The 23955-nt window shown below is 55.2% G+C and carries 17 protein-coding genes and 1 other RNA gene; 11 read left to right on the top strand and 7 right to left on the bottom strand.

Annotation, left to right across the window (positions count from 1 at the left end; translation table 11 throughout):
* The first annotated feature begins 17 nt into the window (after positions 1-17).
* The 6 genes from mraY (at position 18) to KSY55_RS05810 (ending at position 7948) form a co-directional block, all read left to right on the top strand.
* On the top strand, positions 18-1115 hold the full coding sequence (gene mraY, locus KSY55_RS05835) for a phospho-N-acetylmuramoyl-pentapeptide-transferase (protein WP_118240356.1): 1098 nt from the start codon (positions 18-20) through the stop codon (positions 1113-1115).
* Between the two features lie 87 nt (positions 1116-1202).
* A complete protein-coding gene (gene murD / locus KSY55_RS05830; protein WP_171025367.1) occupies positions 1203-2642 on the top strand; it encodes a UDP-N-acetylmuramoyl-L-alanine--D-glutamate ligase in 1440 nt (479 codons plus the stop codon).
* Positions 2629-3864 (top strand): putative peptidoglycan glycosyltransferase FtsW, encoded by a 1236-nt coding sequence (locus tag KSY55_RS05825; protein WP_217749608.1) that lies wholly within the window; start codon positions 2629-2631, stop codon positions 3862-3864. The genes murD and KSY55_RS05825 overlap by 14 nt, the downstream gene beginning before the upstream one ends.
* Before the next feature lie 130 nt (positions 3865-3994).
* Positions 3995-5170 carry a glycosyltransferase gene (locus tag KSY55_RS05820; protein WP_034881026.1) on the top strand — a complete coding sequence of 392 codons (1176 nt, stop codon included), beginning with the start codon at positions 3995-3997 and terminating at the stop codon, positions 5168-5170.
* A gap of 121 nt (positions 5171-5291) precedes the next feature.
* Positions 5292-6857 carry a UDP-N-acetylmuramate--L-alanine ligase gene (gene murC, locus KSY55_RS05815; RefSeq protein WP_022245457.1) on the top strand — a complete coding sequence of 522 codons (1566 nt, stop codon included), beginning with the start codon at positions 5292-5294 and terminating at the stop codon, positions 6855-6857.
* Positions 6857-7948, top strand: coding sequence for a cell division protein FtsQ/DivIB (locus KSY55_RS05810; protein ID WP_171025362.1), 1092 nt, complete (start codon positions 6857-6859; stop codon positions 7946-7948). Before murC ends, KSY55_RS05810 begins: the two co-directional genes overlap by 1 nt.
* A 94-nt stretch (positions 7949-8042) precedes the next feature.
* On the opposite strand, the gene KSY55_RS05805 is transcribed toward KSY55_RS05810, so the two are convergent.
* From KSY55_RS05805 to KSY55_RS05785, 5 genes are all read right to left on the bottom strand, one after another.
* Positions 8043-9299: an AGE family epimerase/isomerase gene (locus KSY55_RS05805; protein ID WP_065447186.1), complete on the bottom strand. Its 1257-nt coding sequence runs from the start codon at positions 9297-9299 to the stop codon at positions 8043-8045.
* Between the two features lie 388 nt (positions 9300-9687).
* Positions 9688-10084, bottom strand: a transfer-messenger RNA (tmRNA) gene (ssrA, locus tag KSY55_RS05800).
* Between the two features lie 128 nt (positions 10085-10212).
* A complete protein-coding gene (locus tag KSY55_RS05795) occupies positions 10213-11538 on the bottom strand; it encodes a glycoside hydrolase family 125 protein (protein WP_022245454.1) in 1326 nt (441 codons plus the stop codon).
* Positions 11539-11673: 135 nt separating this feature from the next.
* Positions 11674-12573 (bottom strand): carbohydrate kinase, encoded by a 900-nt coding sequence (locus KSY55_RS05790; RefSeq protein WP_065434754.1) that lies wholly within the window; start codon positions 12571-12573, stop codon positions 11674-11676.
* A gap of 27 nt (positions 12574-12600) precedes the next feature.
* Positions 12601-13803 (bottom strand): ROK family protein, encoded by a 1203-nt coding sequence (locus tag KSY55_RS05785; protein ID WP_022245452.1) that lies wholly within the window; start codon positions 13801-13803, stop codon positions 12601-12603.
* Positions 13804-14133: 330 nt separating this feature from the next.
* Here KSY55_RS05785 and KSY55_RS05780 point away from each other — a divergent pair, with 330 nt between their 5' ends.
* From KSY55_RS05780 to KSY55_RS05765, 4 genes are all read left to right on the top strand, one after another.
* Positions 14134-15765 (top strand): ABC transporter substrate-binding protein, encoded by a 1632-nt coding sequence (locus KSY55_RS05780; protein ID WP_065441138.1) that lies wholly within the window; start codon positions 14134-14136, stop codon positions 15763-15765.
* A gap of 169 nt (positions 15766-15934) precedes the next feature.
* Positions 15935-17026 carry an ABC transporter permease gene (locus tag KSY55_RS05775; RefSeq protein WP_004220603.1) on the top strand — a complete coding sequence of 364 codons (1092 nt, stop codon included), beginning with the start codon at positions 15935-15937 and terminating at the stop codon, positions 17024-17026.
* Position 17027: 1 nt separating this feature from the next.
* On the top strand, positions 17028-18200 hold the full coding sequence (locus tag KSY55_RS05770; RefSeq protein ID WP_004220602.1) for an ABC transporter permease: 1173 nt from the start codon (positions 17028-17030) through the stop codon (positions 18198-18200).
* Between the two features lie 4 nt (positions 18201-18204).
* On the top strand, positions 18205-19914 hold the full coding sequence (locus KSY55_RS05765) for an ABC transporter ATP-binding protein (RefSeq protein ID WP_118268999.1): 1710 nt from the start codon (positions 18205-18207) through the stop codon (positions 19912-19914).
* A 103-nt stretch (positions 19915-20017) separates the two neighbouring features.
* On the opposite strand, the gene KSY55_RS05760 is transcribed toward KSY55_RS05765, so the two are convergent.
* Both KSY55_RS05760 and KSY55_RS05755 read right to left on the bottom strand, forming a co-directional pair.
* On the bottom strand, positions 20018-20539 hold the full coding sequence (locus KSY55_RS05760) for an NUDIX domain-containing protein (protein WP_117656314.1): 522 nt from the start codon (positions 20537-20539) through the stop codon (positions 20018-20020).
* A 1-nt stretch (position 20540) separates the two neighbouring features.
* The gene (locus tag KSY55_RS05755; RefSeq protein ID WP_034881033.1) at positions 20541-22142 is read right to left on the bottom strand and encodes an aminopeptidase P family protein; all 1602 of its coding nucleotides are present in this window, start codon (positions 22140-22142) and stop codon (positions 20541-20543) included.
* Positions 22143-22324: 182 nt separating this feature from the next.
* Here KSY55_RS05755 and KSY55_RS05750 point away from each other — a divergent pair, with 182 nt between their 5' ends.
* A complete protein-coding gene (locus tag KSY55_RS05750) occupies positions 22325-23902 on the top strand; it encodes a folylpolyglutamate synthase/dihydrofolate synthase family protein (RefSeq protein WP_081291632.1) in 1578 nt (525 codons plus the stop codon).
* Positions 23903-23955 lie beyond the last annotated feature (53 nt).

Below are 23955 nucleotides of genomic sequence, written 5' to 3'. Positions count from 1 at the left end.
GAAACGGAGAACATCAGGTGATTTCGCTCATCATCGGAATTGTGGTGTCGCTGGTTGTGACGATCGTGGGCACCCCGCTGCTGATTCGTTTGGTGCACAAGCTGAATTATGGGCAATACATACGTCAGGATGGTCCGAAATCCCATCTAGTCAAGCGTGGCACGCCTACGTTGGGTGGCGTGGTCATCAATTTGGCGGTTGTGTTGGGCTGGGGCTCGTCGGCGCTGTACCGCTTCGTCACGCGGGGTGAGACTCCGTCGTGGTCTGCGGTGCTGGTGCTGTTTGCCATGTTGTCGATGGGATTGCTTGGTTTTATTGATGATTTCGCGAAGGTTCGTAAGAAGCAGAGCGAGGGATTGACGGTTAAGGGCAAGTTCATCGGACAGTTCATTCTGGCTACCATATATGCGGTGCTGGCGTTGATTCTGCCTACGAATTCCGGTTTCCCCAGTGCCCAGGCCGGCATGAGCTTCATTGAGGAGCCGTTCTTCAGTTTCGAATTCGCGGGTAAGATCGTGGCTATCGTGCTGTTCGTGATTTGGGTGAACTTCCTGATGACCGCGTGGACCAATGCCATCAATCTGACTGATGGTCTTGACGGTTTGGCAGCTGGCTCTTCGATGATTGCGTTCATGGGATATGCGGTGATCGCTTTTTGGGAGTTCTACCACCTTAAGGGGTCGGGGCATGAGGGCTTTACCTACGCGGTATCTGATCCACTTGATCTGACCATTATCGCGGCTTGCGCGGCGGTAGCATGCTTCGGGTTCCTGTGGTACAACTCCAATCCGGCTTCAATTTTCATGGGAGATACCGGTTCGTTGGCGCTTGGCGGCCTGTTCGCTGCCATGTCCATCGCCACGCATACGGAATTCCTCGCGATTATTCTCGGCGGCCTGTTCGTCATGGAAACGTTGAGCGATGTCATTCAGGTCGGCTATTTCAAGATGACGCATAAGCGTGTGTTCAAGATGGCTCCGATCCACCATCATTTCGAATTGAAGGGATGGCCCGAAGTCAAGGTTGTGATTCGCTTCTGGATGATTGAACTGCTGTTCGTGCTGGTCGCCTTGGTGCTTTTCTATGGCGATTGGGTTGCCCGTTCCGGCTTGTGACAGTCGATGCTCGGTCTGTTGCCGTTGCGAATGAACGCAATATGACTGTGATATTAAGGCGTATGAGGTTCTGACGATCGAAGGATGATGGATATGGATATGAGCGGTAAGACCGCGATTGTGGCGGGTCTTGGAGTTTCTGGCCAGAGCATGATGGAGGTGTTGGGTTCCCGCGCCGAAAAGGTGTTGGGCGTGGATGAGAAGAAGCCTGATGCCGATCTGCACTCTTTCGACCACATTGATTGGGATCATGTCGACTTGGTGATGACTTCTCCGGTATTCAATCCGAGGACCCCGTTCATTCTCGAAGCGCAACGTCGTGGCATTCCGGTGATGAGCGAGGTCGAGCTTGCCTGGCAGCTGCGGGTGGATTGCGATGCCACTGGGCATCCTGCGCAATGGATTGGCATCACCGGTACCAATGGCAAGACCTCCACTACGGAAATGACTTCGGAGATGTTGACGGCTTGCGGTTTGACCGCACCTGCTGTCGGCAATATCGGCAAAGCGGTGTCCCATGCCGCAGTCGATCCGGCAAATGATGTGCTGTGTGTTGAGCTCAGTTCTTTCCAATTGCATTTCACCGATTCTCTTGAGTTGGATTGCGCGGCGATCACCAATATCGCTGACGACCATCTTGATTGGCATGGCGGTATCGACAATTACGCGTCCGATAAAGCGAAGGTCTTCCACCATGCCAAGAAGGCGTTGGTGTACAACGCGGATGATGAGCGCGTGACCAAGCTGGCATTCGCAGCCGAAACCGCGGAAGGCTGCCGTAGGGTTGGATTCACATTGTCGGAACCGCAAGATGGCCAGATTGGCGTGAAGGACGGCTGGATCGTCGACATGTCCGGCATCGCGGGCGGTGAGGCGGGCAAGCCTGAACAGGTTGCCAAAGTTGCCGAGTTCACACATCTGACCGAGCCGGATGGCACGGTATATCCGCATTTGCTCGCCGACGCATTGACCGCATTGGCGTTGGTGTTGGGACTTGGCGCGGATAAGGAGAAGGCGATCGCATCCCTGAAGCAGTTCACTCCAGGTGGCCACCGTATCCAGACCGTCGCCACCGCCACTACGGCGGATGGGGGAGCCATTCGTTTCGTTGACGACTCCAAGGCGACCAACGCGCATGCGGCCAAGGCCTCGCTCAATAGTTTTGCCGATAAATCCGTGGTGTGGATTGCCGGAGGACTGGCCAAAGGCAGCAGTTTCGAGCAATTGGTGGCTGATCAGGCGCATACCATCAAAGCCGCGGTCATCATCGGCAGGGATCAGCAGCCGATGCTGGATGCGTTCAAGACGAGCGCTCCCAACATTCCTCTGACCATCATCGATCCGGCGGATAATGGGGTCATTATGGAACGGGCGGTTGATGCCGCGGGCGAGTATGTCCAATCCGGTGATGTGGTGCTGATGGCGCCTGCATGTGCGTCGATGGATCAGTTCAAGTCGTATGCCGATCGTGGAAACCAGTTCGCACAGCAGGCTCAGCGTTGGGTGAACGAGCATGGAAAAGCCTAAAACCAGGCAGGTTGATAGTAGTCGTCAGAAAAAGAAGGCCGCCGTCGGAAAGCAGGTCGACGATTTTCATGGTTATGTCGGTCTGCGAAGCCTGCTTAATCCGATTTGGTGTTTTCATGGGTTCAGAACCGCGGTGATCATTCTCACCATTTTCGGTGTGATCATGGTGTTTTCCAGCTCTTCGGTAAACATGATTGCCAACGGACAGCCTCCGTGGTCCCAAGCACTGAAACAGGGGGGATTCTGCGTTCTTGGACTTATCGTGGGTGTTGCCTGCATGATGATTCCGGCGGAGCTCATCAGGAAATTCAGTTTCGTCTTCCTGATTATCGCTTTGCTTTTGCAGTCGCTGACGTTTACCCCCTTGGGCATCGATGTCCAAGGCAACAAAGGTTGGATCGGCCTTTTTGGATTTACCTTCCAGCCCGCCGAAGTCGTTAAGCTTGCGTTGTGCATATGGCTGCCGCGGGAACTGATCTACGCGCAGAAGCAGATAAACAAAGTCGGACCATATAAGGCATATCTCAAGTTGATTGCGTGGCTTGGTCTTGCATTGCTGTTGGTTGTGAGTGGCAAGGATCTTGGCACGGCCATGATTCTGTTCGCGATCGCAGGTGCCGCGTTGCTGTTGGGAGATTTTCCTGGCAAATGGTTGGCTATCGTGGCATGCGGCGGTGCGGTTTTGGTTGGCGGACTCGTTATCACCAGTCCGAACCGACTCAGCCGTATCATGGCCACATACCAAACTTGCTCCGCATCCGACATGCAGGGGGTCTGCTATCAGGCGGTGCATGGCAAATACGCCATGGCCTCCGGAGGTTTGCTTGGAGTGGGCATCGGCAATTCCGGAGAAAAATGGGGATATCTGCCGGAAGCGCACAACGATTTCATTTTCGCCATCATCGGTGAGGAAACGGGCTTTGTAGGCGCCTCTCTCGTCATTCTGCTGTTCTTGGTGCTTGGATGGTGCATGCTCGTGGTGGCTTTGCAATCGCAGGACAGGTACATCACTTTGGTATTGGCCAGCATTACCGTGTGGATCGTCGGCCAGGCATTCGTGAACATCGGCGTTGTGGTGGGATTGTTTCCGGTGATGGGTGTGCCATTGCCGTTTGTGTCCGCGGGCGGTTCGTCGTTGATTCTGTGTTTGGGCGCTGCAGGCGTAACCATCAGCATGATGAAGCAGCAGCCGCAGATCCAAGCGGAGATGCAGCGGGTCTGAGTGTCGGCTGCGACCGCAGCATACGCTACCGCGTATTGCGGTGTGCAAACGTAGATGAAATGTGAGCATCCGCGTGTGCGACGGTATGGCGCGCGGCGTACTGGGGTGCCGTGGGCTAAGCTCGTACACTATGAGCAATCAGAAGCATATCGTTCTTGCCGGCGGTGGTACGGCAGGTCATGTCAATCCTCTGCTCGCCGTGGCGCATGTGATTCGCGAGCTTGAACCAGACGCCGATATCGCAGTGGTGGGCACTGTCGTCGGCTTGGAACACGATTTGGTTCCCCAGGCCGGTTTCGAACTGGAAACCATTGAGAAGGTTCCTTTCCCACGCAGGCCCAATATGGCGGCGCTGAAGTTTCCCGCGCAGTGGAAGGCCGAAACGGCCAAAGTCCGTGACATTCTCACCCGTCATGAGGCGCAGGTGGTTGTCGGCTTCGGCGGATACACGTCCGCTCCCGTATATGCGGCAGCGCACAAGATGGGCATTCCGATCGCGATGCATGAGCAGAATGCCCGTGCCGGAATGGCCAACAAATTGGGAGCTCGCTGGGCGTCCATGATTGGCACCGCCTATGCGCAAACCGGCTTGAAGCCACGCAAAGGTGTTGAAGCCGAGCGTGTGGGATTGCCATTGCGTGCCGAAATCGCAGCGATAGCCCATGGCATGGAACATGACCGCATTGCCACAAGACAATCGGCCGCAGCGCAACTCGGTGTCGATCCGAACCGTCCACTGGTGGTGGTGACTGGAGGGTCGCTGGGCGCGGTGAACGTGAACCGTGCGGTGGCGGCTTCCGCTAGGGAGCTGCTGGAACACGCCCAGGTGATTCATCTGACTGGGAAAGGCAAAGATGATGAAGTGCGTTCATTGGTGTCGGTGAGCGCCGGCGAACAGGTGCTTGGCGAGCTTGGCCCGGACCATGGCAATGATGGCGATTATCGTGTTGCGCCGTATTTGGAACGTATTGATCTCGCATTCGCTTGCGCCGACCTGATTATCTGTCGCTCTGGGGCCGGCACCGTATCGGAATTGACGGCTTTGGGACTCCCCGCGATTTATGTTCCGCTGCCAATCGGCAACGGCGAGCAGCGATTCAACGCCCAGCCTGTCGTCGATGCGGAAGGCGGTCTGATGGTGGCCGATCGCGAATTCACCGCCGAATGGGTCAAACAGCATGTGCCGAAGCTGCTTGCCGATTCGGATCTGCTTGCCAAGTATGGCGACAACGCCTGGCAATACGGTATTCGAGATGCCGCCGAAGTCATGGCCAAGCGCGTGCTTTCCATGATTGACGAAAAGTAGGCTGCGGCGACGGCAGGTGCGTTCGTCGCATTCCAAAATCCCACCCATGATCGGCCATATGCGAGACCATGGGTGAGACCATAATGGAACAAGCTAGAAAAAACATGCAAGAGGAGCAGTCGTGTCTGACAACCAGCGTGAAGCCGGTACCATCGTTCTTGATCCAACCCATGCGTCGTTCAGTCCGCAGGAAGGCGTGAATGATTTGGGGGCAACCCATTTCATCGGCATTGGAGGCGCGGGCATGAGCGTGCTCGCTGAAATGCTGCACGAACAGGGCGTTGAAGTGGACGGTTCAGATCGTGAACCCAGCGCCAAAACCGATCGTCTGCAGGGAATCGGCATTACCGTCGAATTCGGGCAGCGCGCAGAAAACGTCGAAGGCAAACATACCGTCGTATTCTCCAGCGCCATCAAATCCGACAATCCGGAAATCGTCGCAGCATACGAAGCAGGCGAACGCATCGTGCACCGCAGCGACATTCTCGCATTGCTGATGAACGCAAAACGTGCGGTGACGGTCGCAGGAGCTCATGGCAAAACCACGACCAGTTCCATGCTGGCCCATATCCTCACCCATGCCGGTGAGGGAAATCTGGCCGATCCAAGCTATGCCATCGGCGGATCCATCCAAGGCAAGGATGGTGTGACGATTGACGGAGGCCATGCTGGTAAGGGCGACGTTCTTGTGGCGGAAGCGGACGAATCCGATGGCAGCTTTGCCAAGTATCATCCGGAAATCGCCATTGTCACCAACTCCGAAGCCGATCATCTCGACCATTACGGCACGCAGGAAAACTATCGTGCGGCTTTTGTCAATCATGTTCAGCATGCCGAAAAATCGGTGGTGATGTGCGGCGATGATGAAGGCAATCTTGCGGTATTGCGTGCTCTCGATCCGCAGACGGCCAAGCGTACGGTCGTGTATGCGACGCAGGATACGGTTTCGTTGGGTGATTTGAACGGTGCCGCGTTCGTGCATATCGAATCGGAAAGCGAAAGCGCGCAAAGCGGTGCCGAACATTTCACCCTACACATGCCCGCGGGATTGTTGGGCGAACATGAGCGTATGGTTCCGGTGACGCTTACCGTTCCAGGCATTCACAACGCGCGCAATGCCTCCGCTGCGATTATTGCGGCCGCGTTGTTGGGCGTCGATGTCGAGAACGCTGCCCAAGCCGCCACGTCGTTCCTTGGAGCTGCCCGTCGTTTCCAAGTGCGTGGTATGGTCGGCCAAGTGACTGTCGTTGATGATTACGCGCATCATCCTACGGAGATTTCGGCATTGCTGGATGCGGCGCGCCGCAGGTACCCGCAGTCGGTGATTCGCGTGATCTTCCAGCCGCACCTGTTCTCCCGGACCATGTTCTTTGCGAGTGAATTCGCTGAAGCATTGGCCAAGGCGGATGATGTGATCGTCACCGGCATTTTCCCCGCACGTGAAAAGCAGGAGGACTATCCGACGATTAGCTCCGCCACCATTGTGGACGAGGCGCTTAAGCTTGACCACACGCCTGCCGAGGATTGGATTCGCGGAGTGGAGGATATGCATACCGCGGCACAGATGATGACGATGCGTGCTCATCATGGCGATGTCATCTTCACTGTTGGCGCAGGCGACATCACACAGATGGACGAGGTGATGCTGCACTCCCTTCAGGCTCATCGTTGGGATTGTGAGGGCTGATGACGCGAAGGGTCATCAGTTCAGGTACGGGTTCGGATGGTTCCGCAACGACGCCTGAAAATCAGACGTCGCATGGTAGAACCATCCAAAGCCGGAAACACAGCGATGCCGGAAAGCAGGTTCAGCCGAAAGGCCGTTCCGTCGCTGGTGGAGCGGGACGCGCGTCTTCTTCCGGGAAGAAGACGCAGGAAAATACGGTTGAGAGTGGCAACAAAGGCAGCGTGAGTCGTTCGAGATCAGGCGATTTCGTGGACGCGCGCAATCTTGCCGGCGAGGATTTCGTTTCGAAGACATTGGAGGAAACCATAGGCACGTTGGGCGTGGTAACGCGCCCGAAGGTGGTTGATTTCAGTGCGCGTCTGAAAGAACGACGCAAGGCGAACGCGCGTGTCGTCGCCATGCGCGCGTGCGTTTCCGCTGCTGTCATTGTTGTTGCAGGCGCGTTGGTATGGCTGTTTTTCTTCTCATCGGTATTCCGTCTCGAGTCCGGCAATATTAGCGTTGTCGGCGCCAACGAATGGGTGAGTGAGTCTCAGGTGTTGGATATCGCGGGCCAGCAAGCAGGAAAATCGATTCTTCTCGTGTCGAACAATGACGTGGAAAAGAAAATCAAGGAGATTCCGGGAGTCACTTCCGCGCAATCCAAGAAAAAACTGCCCGACTCCCTTGAAGTGACCATCAAGGCGCAAAAGCCTGCTGCGATGCTCAAGACAGGCAAGGACAGCATGACCGCGGTCGACAGCAAGGGGCGTATATTGAATTCCGTCAGCGGAGCTTCCGTGGAAGGAATTCCCGTCATTGAAGTGAAGGATGTCGAAACAAGTCTGAGCAATCGTTCCATCAAGGAGGCGTTGAAGATCCTCAGCTCATTGCCGGAATCGATGCGCAACTCCATCACCAAGGTGACTGCCGAAACCCAGGATTCCATCACCACGGAAATCAATGGGGGAGACCGCGTGATCGTATGGGGCGATTCATCCGGCCTCAAGTTGAAGAAAGCTGTCGTCGATAAAATCATCAATGATCCGAATGTGATCGGAGACAAGCATAACGTCGACGTGTCTGCGCCGTTGCGTCCAATCATCAAATAGTCGCGTTGATATACGAAGAACCCCGGTTGCCTTGCGGTACCGGGGTTCTTCGCGAATAGGAGGAGAGAAGGAGAAGTTCGATTATTGGAGGCCGTCAGGCGTTCGGATTGGCCTTCAACGCAGGAGCGACGGAGACCGCGGGATCGAGACGCGGAATCAGCGTGCACTGCGTGGCATGGTACAGGTCGGACTTGCCCGGCCAGACGGTACCGATGACCTCGTTGTCTTTGTTCAGCTGGTGGAACCAAGAACCGTTCTTATGATCGATCAGGTATTCGTCAATGTACTTCCAGAAGGTCGCATACCAATCCTTGTACACCTGCTTGCCGGTGACGGTGGCCAGTGTGGCCGAGGTGTTCACGGATTCGGCAAGCGTCCAGTGCATGCGGTCGGTGACAACGGGCTTGCCGTTCCAATCGGTGGTGTAAGCCAAACCGATGGTGCCTTCGGCGTTCCAGGCGTCGGCAAGTGCCTGAGCGAACAGGTTCTCGGCGGCTTCGATAAGCTGCTGCTTGCCTTCTTCGGAACGCTGCTTGGAGCTCAACGCATACTGGGTGATGAGACGTGCCCACTCGATGCCATGGCCCGGAGTGGCGCCGTACGGCTTGAACTGGTCATCCGGCTTGTCATGGTTGCATTCGAGATCCGGCTGCCAATCGGCGGTGAAATGCTCAGGAATACGCCAGTTATTGTTGGCTGCCCATCCGACCACATGATCGATGATACGACCAGCGCGCTCGCGGTATTCCTCGTTTCCGGCCACATCGGCAACGGCAAGGAATGCTTCGGTGGTGTGCATATTGGCATTGATGCCGCGATAGGAGTCAAGCTCGGTGAATTCCGTGTTCCAAGTATCGACGGCCAGACCGATCTCGTCATCCCAGAAATGCTTGTCGTAGGTTGCCAGAGCCTCTTCGAGCAGCTCGTCCGCGTCCGGGCGGCCGATAAGCTTGGCGGAAGTGGCGGCAAGAATCACGAAAGCGTGGGCGTAGCAGACCTTGCCTGCTTCATGGGTGGAGCCGTCTGCGGAAATGGACGGATACCATCCGCCGTTTTCATCGTCATGCAGCGGACCGCGCAGGCCGGCGATGGCCTTGTCAACCAGTTCTGCGGCGCCCGGCTCGCCGTGCAGGAACCCCAAGGAATACACGTGCGCCATGCGGCAGGTGATCCACGTGTGGATGTTTTGGGTCAGATCCGGATTGCCGGTATCGTCCAGCCAGTAGGAGCCACCCTGCGGGGCGGGGAAATTGTGTCCGAAATGCAGGAGCTCGTTAGTTTCCGCCTCGAGCAGGGCATGGTTTTCTTCGGAGCCGAACACGTAGGCTTCGGGAGAGTAAGTGCAGGTCATCGATCAAGTCCTTCCTTGACGTCGTCTGCTGTGACGTGATAACTAGGTTGATGTATTAACTATGTTAATCACTTAAGCGGTTAATGCAAGTCGACACGCGGAATTTGATGGTGGGATTCTGATGATTTGTGATGGGGGAGAGCTGGATTCTTCGTATGTTGATTTGACGAGGTTGTCTTGTGAAGAGGAGTACCTAAAAACGTACCTTGCATGCTGTTTAGGGTGGTAGACAGATGGAATTTGGAAGAGATTAAGCAAGCCGGAGGAGGGATTTTTGCCCACATTTTTTAGAACATCCGGCACATCGGGGGTAATTGGGAGTAAACCCAGGAATCTTCGAAAACCGTTGGAAATACAAGAAAAGCCGCCATTTCTGGCGGCTTTCAACTCGTGGAGATGCGGGGAATTGAACCCCGGTCCGATAACCGAACCCTCAGTCTTCTACGTGCGTAGTCTGCTGGCCGTGCGGCGGTTTTTCTGCTCCCATCGATATCGCAGACAACTGATGGCGGGCATATCTACAGTAAAAGTCCCTTGCCGGCCCTGTGGCTCAGTCGACAAAGCAAGTCTTCTAAACGACGCTCAGCATCCTTCCAAAGACGAGAAGGAGTGAACGGAGCGGCTGCTCACTGGTTAATCCTGGCGCGAAGCTCAGGCAGCGAGAGCGAACTCAGTGCGGTTAGATTTAGCACTTATTCTTTTGTAGGGGGCATCCACGAGCGGACCCTACGTTCTCGGCACGCTTCCCTGCGACGAACAGGTCACCGTCGAAACCGATCATCCCCAATCTTGAATTATCAAGCACCCGGTGCAAGACCGGACTTTTCAAGATATCATGGAATGTCAATAAGTGCAAATCATCTACCGTAATTCTTGCGCTGTGAGCGAAGCCAAAGCTTAAACTGATAGCCACTCACAGCTTGACGTGAATACCGAAATAATCCATGACCAATTCACAGAACATCATATTGGCCCAGCTGAACCACGGACGGGTATAGGAGTTCGGGTCGTTCGCGTCAAAGCTTTCATGCATGAGATGCGTGCCGGCGTCGGCGGCGACAAGTTGATCAAGAATACGTTCTTTTTCGGCTTTGTCGTGGCTTGTCAATCCTTGCATGGCCATGGCGATCGGCCAAACATAACCTTCTGGCGTATGCGGAGAACCGATGGCATGTGCATAGTCACCCTCGAAATAGTAAGGATTCTCCTGACTCAGCAAAGTATTGCGCGTTTCGAGATACAGCGGATCGTCCGCTTCGCAGAATCCGAGATAAGGTGCCGACATAAGATTCGGCACATTGCTGTCATCCATAAGCAACGCGTTGCCGAGACCGTCCACTTCGTATGCGTAGATAGCGTTTCCGGCCGCATTGCGGATGGTTGCGTGATGGGCAAGACCATCATCGATGGAATGCTGCAGCGCCGCGGCACGACCGGCGATTTCACGATCGTCAAGCACGTCGATGAAAATCCTTTGCACATATCCCATGACCACGCTGGCGAACATGTTGGACGGTACGAGATATGGGTAGACGCAGGCGTCGTCGCTGGGGCGGAATCCGGACCATGTCATGCCGGTGACGGCAAAAGGTCCTCCGGTACCATGGTTGGGCACGCTGTCGCGCGGATCGTCGTTCGGACGGAAGAAGCGGTAATGCGAATTCGAATGGTCAAGCTCGGTTTCGAACACGTCAAGGATTCGACGGATGCCGCTTACAAACGCATCATCGAAATGGCTGGTGGTTCCTGTATTGCGATACAACAGCCACGCCAGCTGAATGGGGTAGCACAGGGAGTCCACCTCGTATTTGCGTTCCCACAACCATGGTCCGAACGAATCGGTCTGATCGTTCGGATCCCAGGTGGCGCCGCTGGGTGTTTCGTTGAACGCGTTTGCGTATGGATCGATATTGATGAACCTGAATTGCTGCCGAACAAGCCCGGTAATAAGCGCGGTGAGCTCGGGATCATCTACGGCTACGGCGAGATATGGTCGGAATTGCGCTGAGGAGTCGCGCAGCCACATGGCAGGTATGTCTCCCGTCAGCAGAAACGTCGTGCCGTCATCATGCCGTCTCACGGTGGTGGTGAGTGTATTGGCGAATCCTGCGTTGAAGTTTTCGGCCCATCTTGCGTGTTCGCCGCCACACAAGTCGGTGATATGCCGCATGAAATCGGAAACTGACTGCGGAATATCGGATTGTGAAGCGGCGTTTGTGGTGTTGCTGGTGTCGTTCATGGCATCATTCTTCGTTGAGGTGCGTATATCGTGACAATCGTGATTGCACCAATTGCGGATTGAATATGGGTATGAAAAACGAGGCCATGATGGCAGACATGGCCTCGTTGATGATGATGAAAGGAAAATCTGGGCTTACTTGCCGGCTTCGGCGAGATAATCCGGAACGCCTTCCACAGGGTAGGTTGGCCAGCCGCCTTCCTTGGTGCACACGTAGGCGGCGGTGTTCACAGCCGCACGATGCGCTTCCTTGAGCGGTGCGCCGCTCAGCAGCTTGCCGGTGAAGGAACCGGAGAAGGAGTCGCCTGCACCAACGGTATCGGCAACCTCGACGTGAGGGGTCAGCAGCGTGGAAACCTCGCCATTCTTGGCGGTGATGGTGCTGAACGTGGCGCCGCCGGTCAGAATGGTGTACTCAAGGTCGAAGCGGTCGATGAACCACTTGCATGCCTCTTCGTCGTTGCACTCAGGAATGGAGAACATGTCGCGCATCATGATCAGCTCTTCGTCGTTGATCTTGAAGATGTTCGCATAGCCGAGCAGTTCTTCGATGAGTTCGTTGGAGTAGAAGTTCGCACGCAGGTTGATGTCGAAGAACTTCAGAGCGCCTTCCTTGGTGTGCTTGAGCAGTTCGACGATGGTGTCGTGGGATTCGGGGGAGCGCAGACCCAAGGTGCCGAAGCAGACGGCGTCGGCCTTGGACACGGCTTCGACGAGCTCGTCGGTGAGCTTGATGTGGTCCCAAGCCACGTTTTCGACGATGGTGTATTCCGGAATGCCGTTGGTCAGGGCCACGTCAACCGTGCCGGTCGGGTATTCGTTGGTCTGCACCAGCGTGTTGATGCCGGCCTTGTGAGCGTCGGAGAGCAGTTCGGTACCCAGCTCGTCGTTGCCGACGGCGCTGATGGCGAAGCTTTCCGCGCCGTTCTGGGACGCATGGTATGCGAAATTGACGGGTGCGCCGCCGGCACGCTTGCCGGTGGGGAGCATATCCCACAGGATTTCGCCGAGAGAAATGACGATTGGCTTGGACATGGTGTTCCTTTCTTTGGTTGTGGCGTGCTATGCGACGTCAAAGAACATCGAAGGATGTTCCAGAAAATTGGTGATGGCCACGGCCGCGGCACCGCTGACGGTGGCGTCCGTTGGGAGGTTGGACAAGGTGATTTTGGTATCGTGCCCGACTTCGGGGATGGTACGTTCCCGAACGACTTTTTTGACCTCGTCAAGCAAGGGCTGTCCGGCTTGGGAGATGATGTCGCCGAGTACGATATGCGTCGGATTGAAGGCGTTGATGATATTGACCGCGCCATATCCGATATATCGAGCGACCTCGGAAGTCAGATCCATGGCCGCTTTGTCTCCTGCCGCAGCTTTGGCGAACAGCGCGGTGCATGCCTGCGCGTGCGTCATTGCCTCGCATCCGGGCACAATGCTCGGCTGTTCGTTGAGCCGTTCGTGGATTGCGTTGGCTGAGCAGTAACGTTCCAGGCACCCGATATTGCCGCAGTCGCAAGGCTTGCCGTTGACGTCAACGGAGATGTGTCCGATTTCGGTGGCCGTGCCGTGCGCGCCGTAATAGATCGAACCATTGTCGATGATGCCGAGGCCGATGCCCTCGCCAAGCAGATAGTAGGCGAGCGATCCCTCGGACAGTTCCGGGTTGAACAGGAACTGCGCCAAGGCGCCTGCGCGTGCGTCCTGTTCAACGAATACGGGTACGTTGAACGCTTCGCTGAACTCCTTGATGAAGTTGACCTGCCGCCAACCCTGCATGGATGAGACGAGCGCGGTGCGACCTTCCTCCACCAGATACGGACCGGGAACGGCCATGCCGACGGCTACGATGCTCGAATCGTCCGCAATGAGCTGTCGTACGGTGGCCCGGATCTGTTCTACCGTTTCGGGAATATGCTCCTCGTCAACGGTGGGCAGGTCGGTGAGGGAAATACGATTGCATTTCAGGTCGAACACTGCGATCTGCACCAGACTTCGTGCGAATTTCACGCCGACGACATGGTATTTCGCGCAATTGAGATTCAGGCCGATGGAACGACGATTCTTATCGCCTTCCATGTCTCCGGTTTCTTCGATAACGTCTCGGAACAGTAGTTTTGCGGTAATTTTCGTAATGGCCGCGGGTGTGAGTTCGATGGCTTTGGCGATTTGCGCACGTGAGCTGATGCCGTTGTGGTAGAGGTATTGCAGAATTCTGGAACGATTGTTTTCTGAAATCGATGATTGCTGAGCGCTGTAACTACTCATGACACCTCCTTGCGCCAGTGCACGGACCCTTCGTTGAACTAGTTGATATATTAACGCCGTTAATTAGTTGATGCAAGTTCCGTCTTTCGGCGTGTCACGAGGGCCGTCGATTCTCAATATGGGATTCGCTGTCTCATTATTTGACACACTCTTTTCGGAAAAAAATTAACTGCAAAACCGTTGTGATTGCTGAGTTTTCGTTGGATCGAGAAAGGGTGATGTCGCAAAATGAGCTTCCGTGAAATGTTCCGCTAACAAAGTGTGCCCTACCCTTGTGGCACGTCGTTTTGGAGTACCAATTACGACAGCAGGAAGAGAAAGGATTCCATAGTGAATCACAAGAAGATTATGGCTGCGGCTGTCTCGATTGCCGCACTGGCCTCGCTCGCGGCATGCGGCGGCGTAAAGGATAGCGGTTCCGCATCGGGGGATGCGGATGTCATTACCGTCGGCACCACGGACAAGGTTACTAGCGTTGACCCTGCCGGCTCCTATGACAACGGTTCCTATGCCGTTCAAATCAACGTGTTCCCGTTCCTGTATGCGCAGGACTACAACACCTCTGAACTGTCTCCGGACATCGCTGCGGATGACGGTACCTGGAGTGACGACGGCACTGAGTTCACCGTTAAGATCAAGTCTGGCCTGAAGTTCGCCAATGGTCACGACCTGACTTCGTCCGATATCAAGTTCTCCTTCGACCGTGTCAACACGATCAACGATGAGAATGGTCCGAGTTCGTTGCTGGCCAACATCGAATCCATCGATACGCCAGATGACACCACTGTGGTGTTCCATTCCAAAGTCAAGAACGATGTGACCCTCAAGCAGGTGCTTTCCAGCCCGGCCGGTCCGATTGTCGACGAAGAGGTCTTCTCCGCCGACAAGCTCACTGATGCTGACACCATCATCAAGGAGAAGGCTTTCGCCGGTCCGTACATTCTGACCTCCTACAAGGCCAATGAGGTTGCAGGCTACTCCAAGAACGACTCTTATCAGGGTCTGACCCCGGCCAAGAACAGCACTGTTCAGGTCAAGTACTTTGCCGATTCTTCCAACCTGAAGATGGCCGTGCAGCAGGGACAGGTCGACGTGGCCTACCGTTCTCTGACTCCGACCGACATCGATGATCTGTCCAAGGACTCCAAGGTCAAGGTCGTCAAGGGTCCGGGCGGTGAGGAACGCTTCCTGGTCTTCAACTTCAACATCCAGCCGTACGGCACCAAGTCCGACGAACCGAATGCCGACAAGGCCAAGGCTGTGCGTCAGGCCGTTGCTAACCTCATCGACCGCGAGGAGTTGGCGACCAAGGTCTATAAGGACACGTACACCCCGATGTACTCCTACATTCCGGACGGTTTAGTTGGTCACGAAGACACCTTCAAGACCGCGTATGGTGACGGCAACGGCAAGCCGAGCGCCGACAAGGCCAAGAAGGTTCTTGAGGACGCAGGCGTTTCCACTCCGGTTGAGCTCAAGCTGCAGTACAATCCGGACCACTATGGATCCTCTTCCGCCGACGAGTATGCGGCTCTCAAGGCTCAGCTCGAGGAGGGTGGTCTGTTCAAGGTCGACCTGCAGTCCACCGAATGGACCCAGTACAACAAAGACCGTGTTGTTACCGAGGACTCTGATGGATCCTACCCGGTCTACCAGCTCGGCTGGTTCCCGGATTACTCCGACCCGGATAACTATCTGTCTCCGTTCTTCCGTGACGGCAACTTCGTGAACAACGCTTACTCCAACTCCGAAATCAACGATTTGATTATGGAGCAGGCTGGTGAAACCGACGAAAGCGCCCGTGAGGATCTGCTCAAGAAGATTCAGACCCTTGAAACCGAAGACCTGTCCACCATCCCGCTGCTGCAGGGTGCGCAGGTTGCAGTTACTGGCGCCAACGTGAAGGGTGTTGTGCTCGACGCTTCCTTCCGTTTCCGTTTCGCATCTGTCACCAAGGCGTGATGTGTGCGGATGTGCGGCATGACCTGCCGCAGCCTGCATAGAAAACCACTGGGGATCCCCGGTCTATGGCCGGAGGTCCCCATTTCCCGAATTATCTGCCTGAAACGGCGCAGTGATTCGATATTGTTGTAAATCAAAGCCGTACAGGCTTCTTATCAAGGAGCATCGCGTGTCAGACACAGCAGCTCCGGCCGTCTCTCAGGAGGCGAAGCCGAAACAAGCCAAAAAGAATCATTTGTCAGGCGGATTTTTCCGTTTCGTCCTGACTCGATTCCTGCTCATTATTCCAACCGTTTTCATTCTCGTCACCGTCGTGTTTTTCGTGATGCGAGCTACAGGCGATCCTATTTCTGCGGCATTGGGTGGTCGTCTTACCCCTGACGAGTTGCAAAAGCGTGTTCATGCGGCCGGCTACGACCGTCCTCTTATTGTGCAATATATCGATTACCTTGGGGGTTTGCTCCATGGGGATCTCGGCACTACGTTGACTGATAATCAGCCGGTTATCAGCATTCTTGTTCATTACGGATCAGCGACTTTCGAGTTGGCGCTCCTATCGCTCATTGTTGCTTTGATCGTAGGTATCGGCTTAGGTCGTGTAGCTGCGTGCAGACGCGATCACGCTGCCGATGCAGGCATTCGAACCTTTGCCATTCTGTGCTACGCCACCCCCGTGTTCTTCTTGGGATTGGTCCTGAAACTCATTTTCGCCATCTGGCTGAACGTGTTGCCGGCATCCGGTCGATGCTCGTTGTCTTCGGAAATGCAGTTCACCCGACTCGTCTCTCCGACCGGCTTCTACATTATCGATGCACTGCAGCTGGGTGATATGAGCGTGCTGGCCGACGTGTTGCGTCACGCCGTGCTTCCTGCGCTGGCGTTGGGATTGCTCACCGCAGGCGTGTTTATTCGTTTGGTGCGCACCAATGTGATTTCCACCTACAATTCCGGCTATGTCGAGGCTGCGCGTTCGCGTGGCGTCGCCGAAAAACGTCTGCTCAGCAAGCACGCATGGAGGCCGGCGCTTATTCCAATCATCACCGTTATGGGCATGCAGATCGCATTGATGCTCGCCGGCGCGGTGCTTACCGAAACCACCTTCGAATGGAAGGGACTCGGATTCATGTTGTCCCAATATCTGAAAGCGCGTGACTTCGTAGCTGTGCAGGGCATTGTGATTCTGATCGCCATCATCGTGGCCGTCGTCAACTTCATCGTTGACGTTATCGCCGCGTTGGTGGATCCGAGAGTGAGGTACTGACATGACTGCATCAGCAAATAACGTCACCGTCCCGGGTGACACTCGTCTGAACGATCTCAAAGTCAACAGGAAAGCTCCGTTCTGGGCCAAGATTCCGATCATCAAGGAGCTTCGCGTAGCGGTCGGCTGGCAGAAAGGCATGCTGATTACCGGCCTGTTGCTCACGGCGTTCTTCCTGCTCGTGGCCTTGTTCGCGCCCGTAATTGCACCGTACGGCTATGCGCAGCTCAAAGATGCCAATGGAGTTTCATTCCCGGCCCAGGCAGCACCCTCATCCGAGCATATTTGGGGTACCACCGCAGGTGGTTATGACGTGTTCAGCCGTGTGATTTGGGGCTCTCGTACCGCGGTCATTGCGATTGTGATCGCTGTGCTGCTTTCTATTTTCGCGGGTGTATTGCTCGGTTTGGTTTCCGGATATTTCGGTGGTTGGGTGGATCGTGTGCTTGTCATGATCGCCGACGCCATCTACTCTTTCCCCTCGCTGCTGCTTGCGATTCTGATGGCCATTATGATTTCCGGCGGTCAGTCTGGTCTGTGGAGTGGCATTCTCGCTTCGGGTATCTCCATCACCGTGGTCTATATTCCGCAGTATTTCCGTACCATTCGATCCGAGGTCATTCGAATCAAGGAATCCGCTTACGTTGATTCCGCTCGCGTGGTGGGCGCGTCGACATGGCGCATCATGACCAAGCACCTTCTTAAGAACTCCACCAGAACGTTACCGGTTATTCTGACGTTGAACTCGTCCGAAGCGATTCTGACTCTTGCGGGATTGGGCTTCCTCGGATTCGGCATCGAACCTACCGCAGCCGCTGAATGGGGTTACGATCTGAATCGTTCCGTGTCGGATGTAACCGCGGGCATTTGGTGGACCGCAGTGTTCCCAGGTATCGCCATCGTATTGATTGTTCTGGGTATCACCTTGGTGGGCGAATCCCTCAATGACCTTGCCGACCCGCGTCTGCGTGCACGCAAATCCGCTGGTGAGGTGGTTGGATCCATCGAAGATACTTCGGTTGATCCCAGCCAGAAGCCGGGCGTTCGCAACGAGGTGATAGCCGAGCTCGCGGCCGCCAAGAATCCAATGGGAGCCAGCGATCAGCCAGTGACCGTTACGGATCGCGACCCGTCATTTACCGCCTCCGAATGGGGCTCCAAGGAAGAAGAGTGACGCAATGAGTGACGAACAAACCAATCTTGCGCAAGTCAAGGATCTGAGCGTTTCCTTCATGACCGACGCAGGATCCATCAAAGCCATCGACAAGATTAGCTTCACCATCCCACGCAAAACCGTGGTGGGTGTGGTTGGCGAATCAGGTTCCGGAAAATCCGTGACCGCACGTTCGATTATCAAGCTGTTGCCGGAGACGGCAACCACTTCCGGCGCGATTTATCTGTCGAACCGTGAAGGCAATGAGCAGCTTGACGTACTGTCTCTTTCCGGAGAAGATCTGCGCCGTATGCGCGGATCAGAAGCGGCCATGGTGTTCCAGGAACCTAATTCGGTACTTAATCCGGTGTACACCATCGGATGGCAAATCGAAGAGGGACTTCGCGCGCACGGCATGAAAGACAAGAAGGAGCTTCGTGCCAAGTCCGTGGATATCCTCAAAAAAGTAGGCATTCCTGATGCCGAAACTCGAATTGACTACTATCCGCATCAGTTCTCGGGCGGCCAAAAACAACGTATCGTCATCGCCATGGCGTTGGTGCTCAATCCAGGTCTGATTCTGGCTGACGAACCGACTACCGCACTCGACGTGACCGTGCAGGCAGAAATTCTTGACTTGTTGCGTCTTGCCCGCGACGAATTCGGCGCTTCCGTGCTGATTATCACCCATAATATGGGTGTGATCGCCGATATCGCCGATGAAGTGGTGGTCATGTATCGAGGTCATGTGGTCGAGCAGGGAAGCGTCGAACAGATCTTCTACTCGCCGAAAGACGATTACACCAAGCGGTTGCTCGCGGCCGTGCCGCGTATCGGGCAGAAACTGGTCGTTCGTGATGAGCAGGGCAAGGTGATTGAACGCAGCAAGGATTGGCATGACCAACCCATTGCCGTCGAGGCCAAGGGACTGACTATCACCTATCCTGGGCATTTGACGCAGCCTGATTTCAAGGCGGTCAATGGTATTGATTTCACTATTCACCGTTCCGAAGTGCTGGGATTGGTCGGCGAATCCGGTTCCGGCAAATCCACTACCGGTCGTGCCATCGCGGGTTTGCAGAAAGTGTCCGGCGGCTCCCTGAACGTGTTGGGTGTGGAAATGAACGGTGTCAAGGAACGTCAATTCAAACCCAAGCGTGCTGATATTGGTTTTGTGTTCCAAGATTCGGGTAGTTCATTCAATCCGCTGATGACCATCGCGGAGAATGTGGCAGAACCGCTGATCGTGCATAAAAAGTACTCGTCTGTGTCGGAAGCGAGCGACTATGTGGGAGATCTGCTCGAAATGGTGCAGTTGCCGCGTGCATATATGAACCGGTTCCCGCATGAGCTTTCCGGCGGTCAGCGTCAGCGTGCCTCCTTGGCACGAGCGCTGGCGCTTAAGCCGAGCCTGCTGATCGCCGACGAGCCGACTTCTGCATTGGATGTGTCGGTACAGGCGAAGGTGTTGGAGCTGTTCAAGAAACTGCAGGCGGAAATAGGTTTCGCATGCTTGTTCATCACCCATGATCTTGCCGTGGTCGATATGCTGGCCGATCGCATTATGGTGATGCATAAGGGCGAGATTGTGGAACATGGTGATGCCGATCAGGTTATGAATAACCCGCAGAATCCCTACACGCAGAAGTTGTTGGCATCGCTGCCGGTGCCTGATCCGCGTGAACAGCGAAAACATCGCGCCCAGCTGCACGAGTTGCTCGCCAAAGGAATTTGATTCCGAAGTGAGTTTCGTGGCTTCCTGACATACACAAGAGCTGGTGTGACGGTTCATGATCGTCACACCAGCTCCTAGTTTATATATTCAATTGTGACTGTATTCAGCGAATCGCACCGTTGAAGGAGAATTGCGCGTGTGCGTCGCCGTTCGCCTTGTTCTTGAGGTACTCACGCACGTAGCCCATGCGTTCCACTGTGGTGTCGGCCAGGGGCTGAGGCAGGTCATCAGGGGAGAACCAACCCACGTTGAGGCTTTCCTCGTCACCTACGAACGGTTCGGCATTACCATTCGGATCGGTCTTGCACACGAACAGGTGATCCATATACATGGTGTTGTCGCCGTTCGCATACGTAAGCACCTTGCGGGAAGACTTCACCGACACCAAATCGGTGACGATAACATCCACGCCAGTCTCTTCCTTGACCTCACGCGCCACCGTGTCGGCAGGTTCCTCGCCAGGCTCATTAATGCCATACACCATGGCCCACTCGCCGGTATCGGAACGCCTGCCAAGCAGCACACGACCTTGCTCGTCTTCAACATAGCCGGAGACGCCCATCAGCCACAGGAGATCGTGACCGACTTTCTTGCGTAACTCGAGAATGAATTCAGGCGTTGGCATATCAGGCCTTTGCACCTTCGGCAGCCATGCTGGCCATCCACTCTTCGACCTCATCGATCTGCTTTGGAATGCCGGCGGAAATCCATTCCGGACCATCCTCAGTCATCAGTACATCATCCTCAACGCGAATGCCGATGCCGCGATACTCCGGCGGAATCAACAGATCATCCTCACGGAAATACAGACCCGGCTCAATCGTGAAAATCATGCCAGGACGAATCGCAGCACCCTGATACGACTCATAACGTGCCTGAGCGCAATCATGCACATCCAAACCAAGATGATGGGCCACACCACAGGCGAGCCAACGGCGATGCTGCTGTCCTTCCGGAGAAAGCGACTCCTCGACATCGACCGGAAGAATGCCCCAATCATGCAGACGCTCGGCGATCACACGCATGCACGCATGATGAATGTCGGAATACGTGGCACCCGGCTTGGCAGCTTCAAAACCAGCCTGCTGGGAGTCCAAAACCGCCTGATACAGCTTTTTCTGGAAATCAGTGAACTTCCCGTTGGTCGGGAACGTGCGCGTGATATCGGCCGTATACAAGCTATTGACTTCCACGCCGGCATCAATCAGCAGCAGATCGCCGGACTCCACGGTACCGGTGTTACGCATCCAATGCAGAATCGGCGCATGAGCGCCGGAAGCGATGATCGTATCGTAGCCGACCTCATTGCCTTCCTCACGGGAAATGGCATTGAACGCGCCTTCCAGCATACGTTCCGAACGAGGCTTGTCGAGCGACGACGGCAGCTTGCGCAGAATATTGTCGAAACCATGCTTGGTTGCGGCAACGGCCTTGCGCATTTCACGAATCTCATATTCGTCCTTGCACATGCGAGCCTCGGCGGCAAACTCATGAAGCTTGTCATCGGCATGCGTATTGCCATCCGGATCGGCGAAACCGTTCGCCTCGCGAATATCCTCCACCATTTCGGTGATCTGCGGATCAGCCTCGCGAATCACACGCACACGCACGGCACCAGCTTCAGAACCGACATCCTTGCTCAGTGCGTCAGCCAACTGCGCAATGTCATTGGTCTCAATACCGGTCATTGCAGTCATCTCCTGCAAGCCGGCACGAGGTCCAACCCAATATTCGCCATAATGGGCATTCATGAAAAAGTCCTGCGTGTAATGGTTCGCACGCGGAGCCACAAACAATTCCGGCACATGCGTCTTGCCGGCCGCAGCCTCCGGAGAATCGGGATCAACCGGATTCAACACCAGCACGGCACCGGCTTCGTAGTCTTCACCCAAACCGGTGTAATACGAAAACGTCGTATCCGGACGGAACGCATAATCGCAGTCGTTGTTGCGCACCTTCGGCTGACCGGCCGGGATCACAATACGCTCTCCGGGAAAAGCCTTACCCAGCGTGTCAAGACGAGCCTGAATGTAATGGGAAGATTCCAACGGTTCAATAGCCGGCTCATTATCATCCCAACCGGTGGTCATGAACTCCTTGAACGCCTCGGAACGCGGGCGCAGCGAACGATTGTTCACACGGTCGCTCATCGCCTGATCAGGGCCGGGAGCGCTGGACTGCTCCATGGCTTCATACTCCTTGTCTTTATCGGTAATGACTTCGTTCATCACATCTCCTGAATATGGTTGTCCATGCTTACGCAATTACCGCAAACCATCCTATAACTTTTTGCGCCGCGCAACGTTCATGCAAGCACATAGAATAAGGGAGATTGAGTGAGCAATCCCAAGGTAGGGGAGGAATCCGAAAGAATATGTCATTCGAACATCCGAATCGCAACAATGAAAGCATGATCGACGTCGAACGCGACATCATGAGCCGCCCATCAGAGCGCAATACCACCAATCTTGACCTGCAACGCATGAAGATGATCCTCGACATCATGGGACATCCCGAGCAGTCGTTCCGTGTGATTCACATCACCGGAACCAACGGCAAAGGATCTACCGCGCGCATGGCCGAGGCGATCTGCCGTGCCTACGGCATGCGAACCGGTTTATACACGTCACCGCATCTTGAACATGTCAACGAGCGCATCGCCATCGACGGCCAGCAGCTTTCCGACGACGATTTCGTTGATACCTGGGATCAAATCAAAGACCTTGTAGCCATGGTCGACATGAAGATGGAAGAACTCGACAAGCCAAAAATGAGCTTCTTCGAAGTGCTCACCGCCATGGCCATCTGGAAGTTCGCCGACGCTCCGGTCGATGTGGCCATCGTGGAGGTCGGTATGGGCGGCCGCTGGGATGCCACCAACGTGCTCGATGCCGATGCGGCCATTATCGGACCGATCGACATGGATCATATGGCATGGCTTGGCAATACCGTGGAACAGATCGCATCCGAAAAAGTCGGCATTATCAAGCCGGGCTGCACCGCGGTCATCGGGCGTCAACCGCATGAAGAGGCCGTCATGCCGATTATCGAGGAAGCGGCGAGGCAGAACCATGCCAATCTGGTGAGGGATGGCATCGAAGCGGAAGTTGTGACCCGCATTCCGGCAGTCGGCGGTCAGGTTGCGACCCTGCGTACGCCGAATGGCACGTACGCGGAAGTGCCGATCGCCAAATTCGGCGAGCATCAGGCCCATAACGCGCTCGCGGCCTTGTGCGCGGCGGAAGTGGTGATTCCCGTCAACGGTGCGCTTGACGGTGATCTTGTGGCTGAGGCGTTGAGCACGGTGAGGATTCCAGGCCGCATCGAGCAGATTCGTACATCGCCAACGATCATTCTGGATGGCGGGCATAATGTGAATGCGGCAGAATCGTTGCGTGCCGCGATTGAGGAAAATTACGATTTCCAGCAACTCGTCGGCGTGATCGCCATGATGGGAGACAAGCAGGTCGAAGAGTATTTGGGCGTGCTCGAACCATTACTGAGCCATGTGGTTGTCACTGAAAACTCGTGGCGTGATCGTGTGATGCCCGCGGAAGACCTGAAAACGGTTGCTGAACGCGTGTTTGGTGCGGAAAGGGTTACGTGTGTTCCTGAACTGCCGGATGCCATTCAGGAGGCTGTTAATATGGTTGACGCCGATGATGAGCTTGGTGTTGGCTATGGTCACGGTGTGCTGATTTGCGGTAGCTTCACTACGGCTGGCGATGCGCGTCTCATGCTGGAAGAGAAAGTCAATCCCGATTTGAAGAAGCCGAAGTCGGAACGTGTCTTCCAGGAGGCTGTTGAGCCGGAACCGCGTAAGGATCAGGACGAGGCGGATCTCGATTTCGAATCCGACGCCAATCCTGATTTCGATATCAACGATTTCGGCAGTGTCGGTCCGGATCTTGCTGAAGATGAAGATGAAGATGCTGATGCTCCCGAAGTTGAGCATGCGGATGCTGCATCTTCTGAAGATATGCGGTAATCGCATATATGCATGGCGATGATGGATCGTCGGTTGTTGCTGACGATCCATCG

This window comes from Bifidobacterium sp. MSK.13.1, from assembly GCF_019131435.1.
Lineage (GTDB): Bacteria > Actinomycetota > Actinomycetes > Actinomycetales > Bifidobacteriaceae > Bifidobacterium > Bifidobacterium pseudocatenulatum.
Note: the sequence above shows the minus strand (reverse complement) of the source record. Positions and strands in the feature narration are given on the sequence as shown.

Bases quoted from the DNA above. Each gene is read 5' to 3' on its own strand.
- KSY55_RS05760 (WP_117656314.1), bottom strand. From the start codon at position 20,539: ATGCCAACGCCTGAATTCATTCTCGAGTTACGCAAGAAAGTCGGTCAC.
- KSY55_RS05785 (WP_022245452.1), bottom strand. From the start codon at position 13,803: ATGAGTAGTTACAGCGCTCAGCAATCATCGATTTCAGAAAACAATCGT.
- KSY55_RS05790 (WP_065434754.1), bottom strand. From the start codon at position 12,573: ATGTCCAAGCCAATCGTCATTTCTCTCGGCGAAATCCTGTGGGATATG.
- KSY55_RS05805 (WP_065447186.1), bottom strand. From the start codon at position 9,299: ATGACCTGCACTTACTCTCCCGAAGCCTACGTGTTCGGCTCCGAAGAA.
- KSY55_RS05765 (WP_118268999.1), top strand. From the start codon at position 18,205: ATGAGTGACGAACAAACCAATCTTGCGCAAGTCAAGGATCTGAGCGTT.
- KSY55_RS05820 (WP_034881026.1), top strand. From the start codon at position 3,995: ATGAGCAATCAGAAGCATATCGTTCTTGCCGGCGGTGGTACGGCAGGT.
- murD (WP_171025367.1), top strand. From the start codon at position 1,203: ATGGATATGGATATGAGCGGTAAGACCGCGATTGTGGCGGGTCTTGGA.
- KSY55_RS05770 (WP_004220602.1), top strand. From the start codon at position 17,028: ATGACTGCATCAGCAAATAACGTCACCGTCCCGGGTGACACTCGTCTG.
- KSY55_RS05810 (WP_171025362.1), top strand. From the start codon at position 6,857: ATGACGCGAAGGGTCATCAGTTCAGGTACGGGTTCGGATGGTTCCGCA.
- KSY55_RS05755 (WP_034881033.1), bottom strand. From the start codon at position 22,142: ATGAACGAAGTCATTACCGATAAAGACAAGGAGTATGAAGCCATGGAG.
- KSY55_RS05795 (WP_022245454.1), bottom strand. From the start codon at position 11,538: ATGAACGACACCAGCAACACCACAAACGCCGCTTCACAATCCGATATT.
- KSY55_RS05750 (WP_081291632.1), top strand. From the start codon at position 22,325: ATGATCGACGTCGAACGCGACATCATGAGCCGCCCATCAGAGCGCAAT.
- KSY55_RS05825 (WP_217749608.1), top strand. From the start codon at position 2,629: ATGGAAAAGCCTAAAACCAGGCAGGTTGATAGTAGTCGTCAGAAAAAG.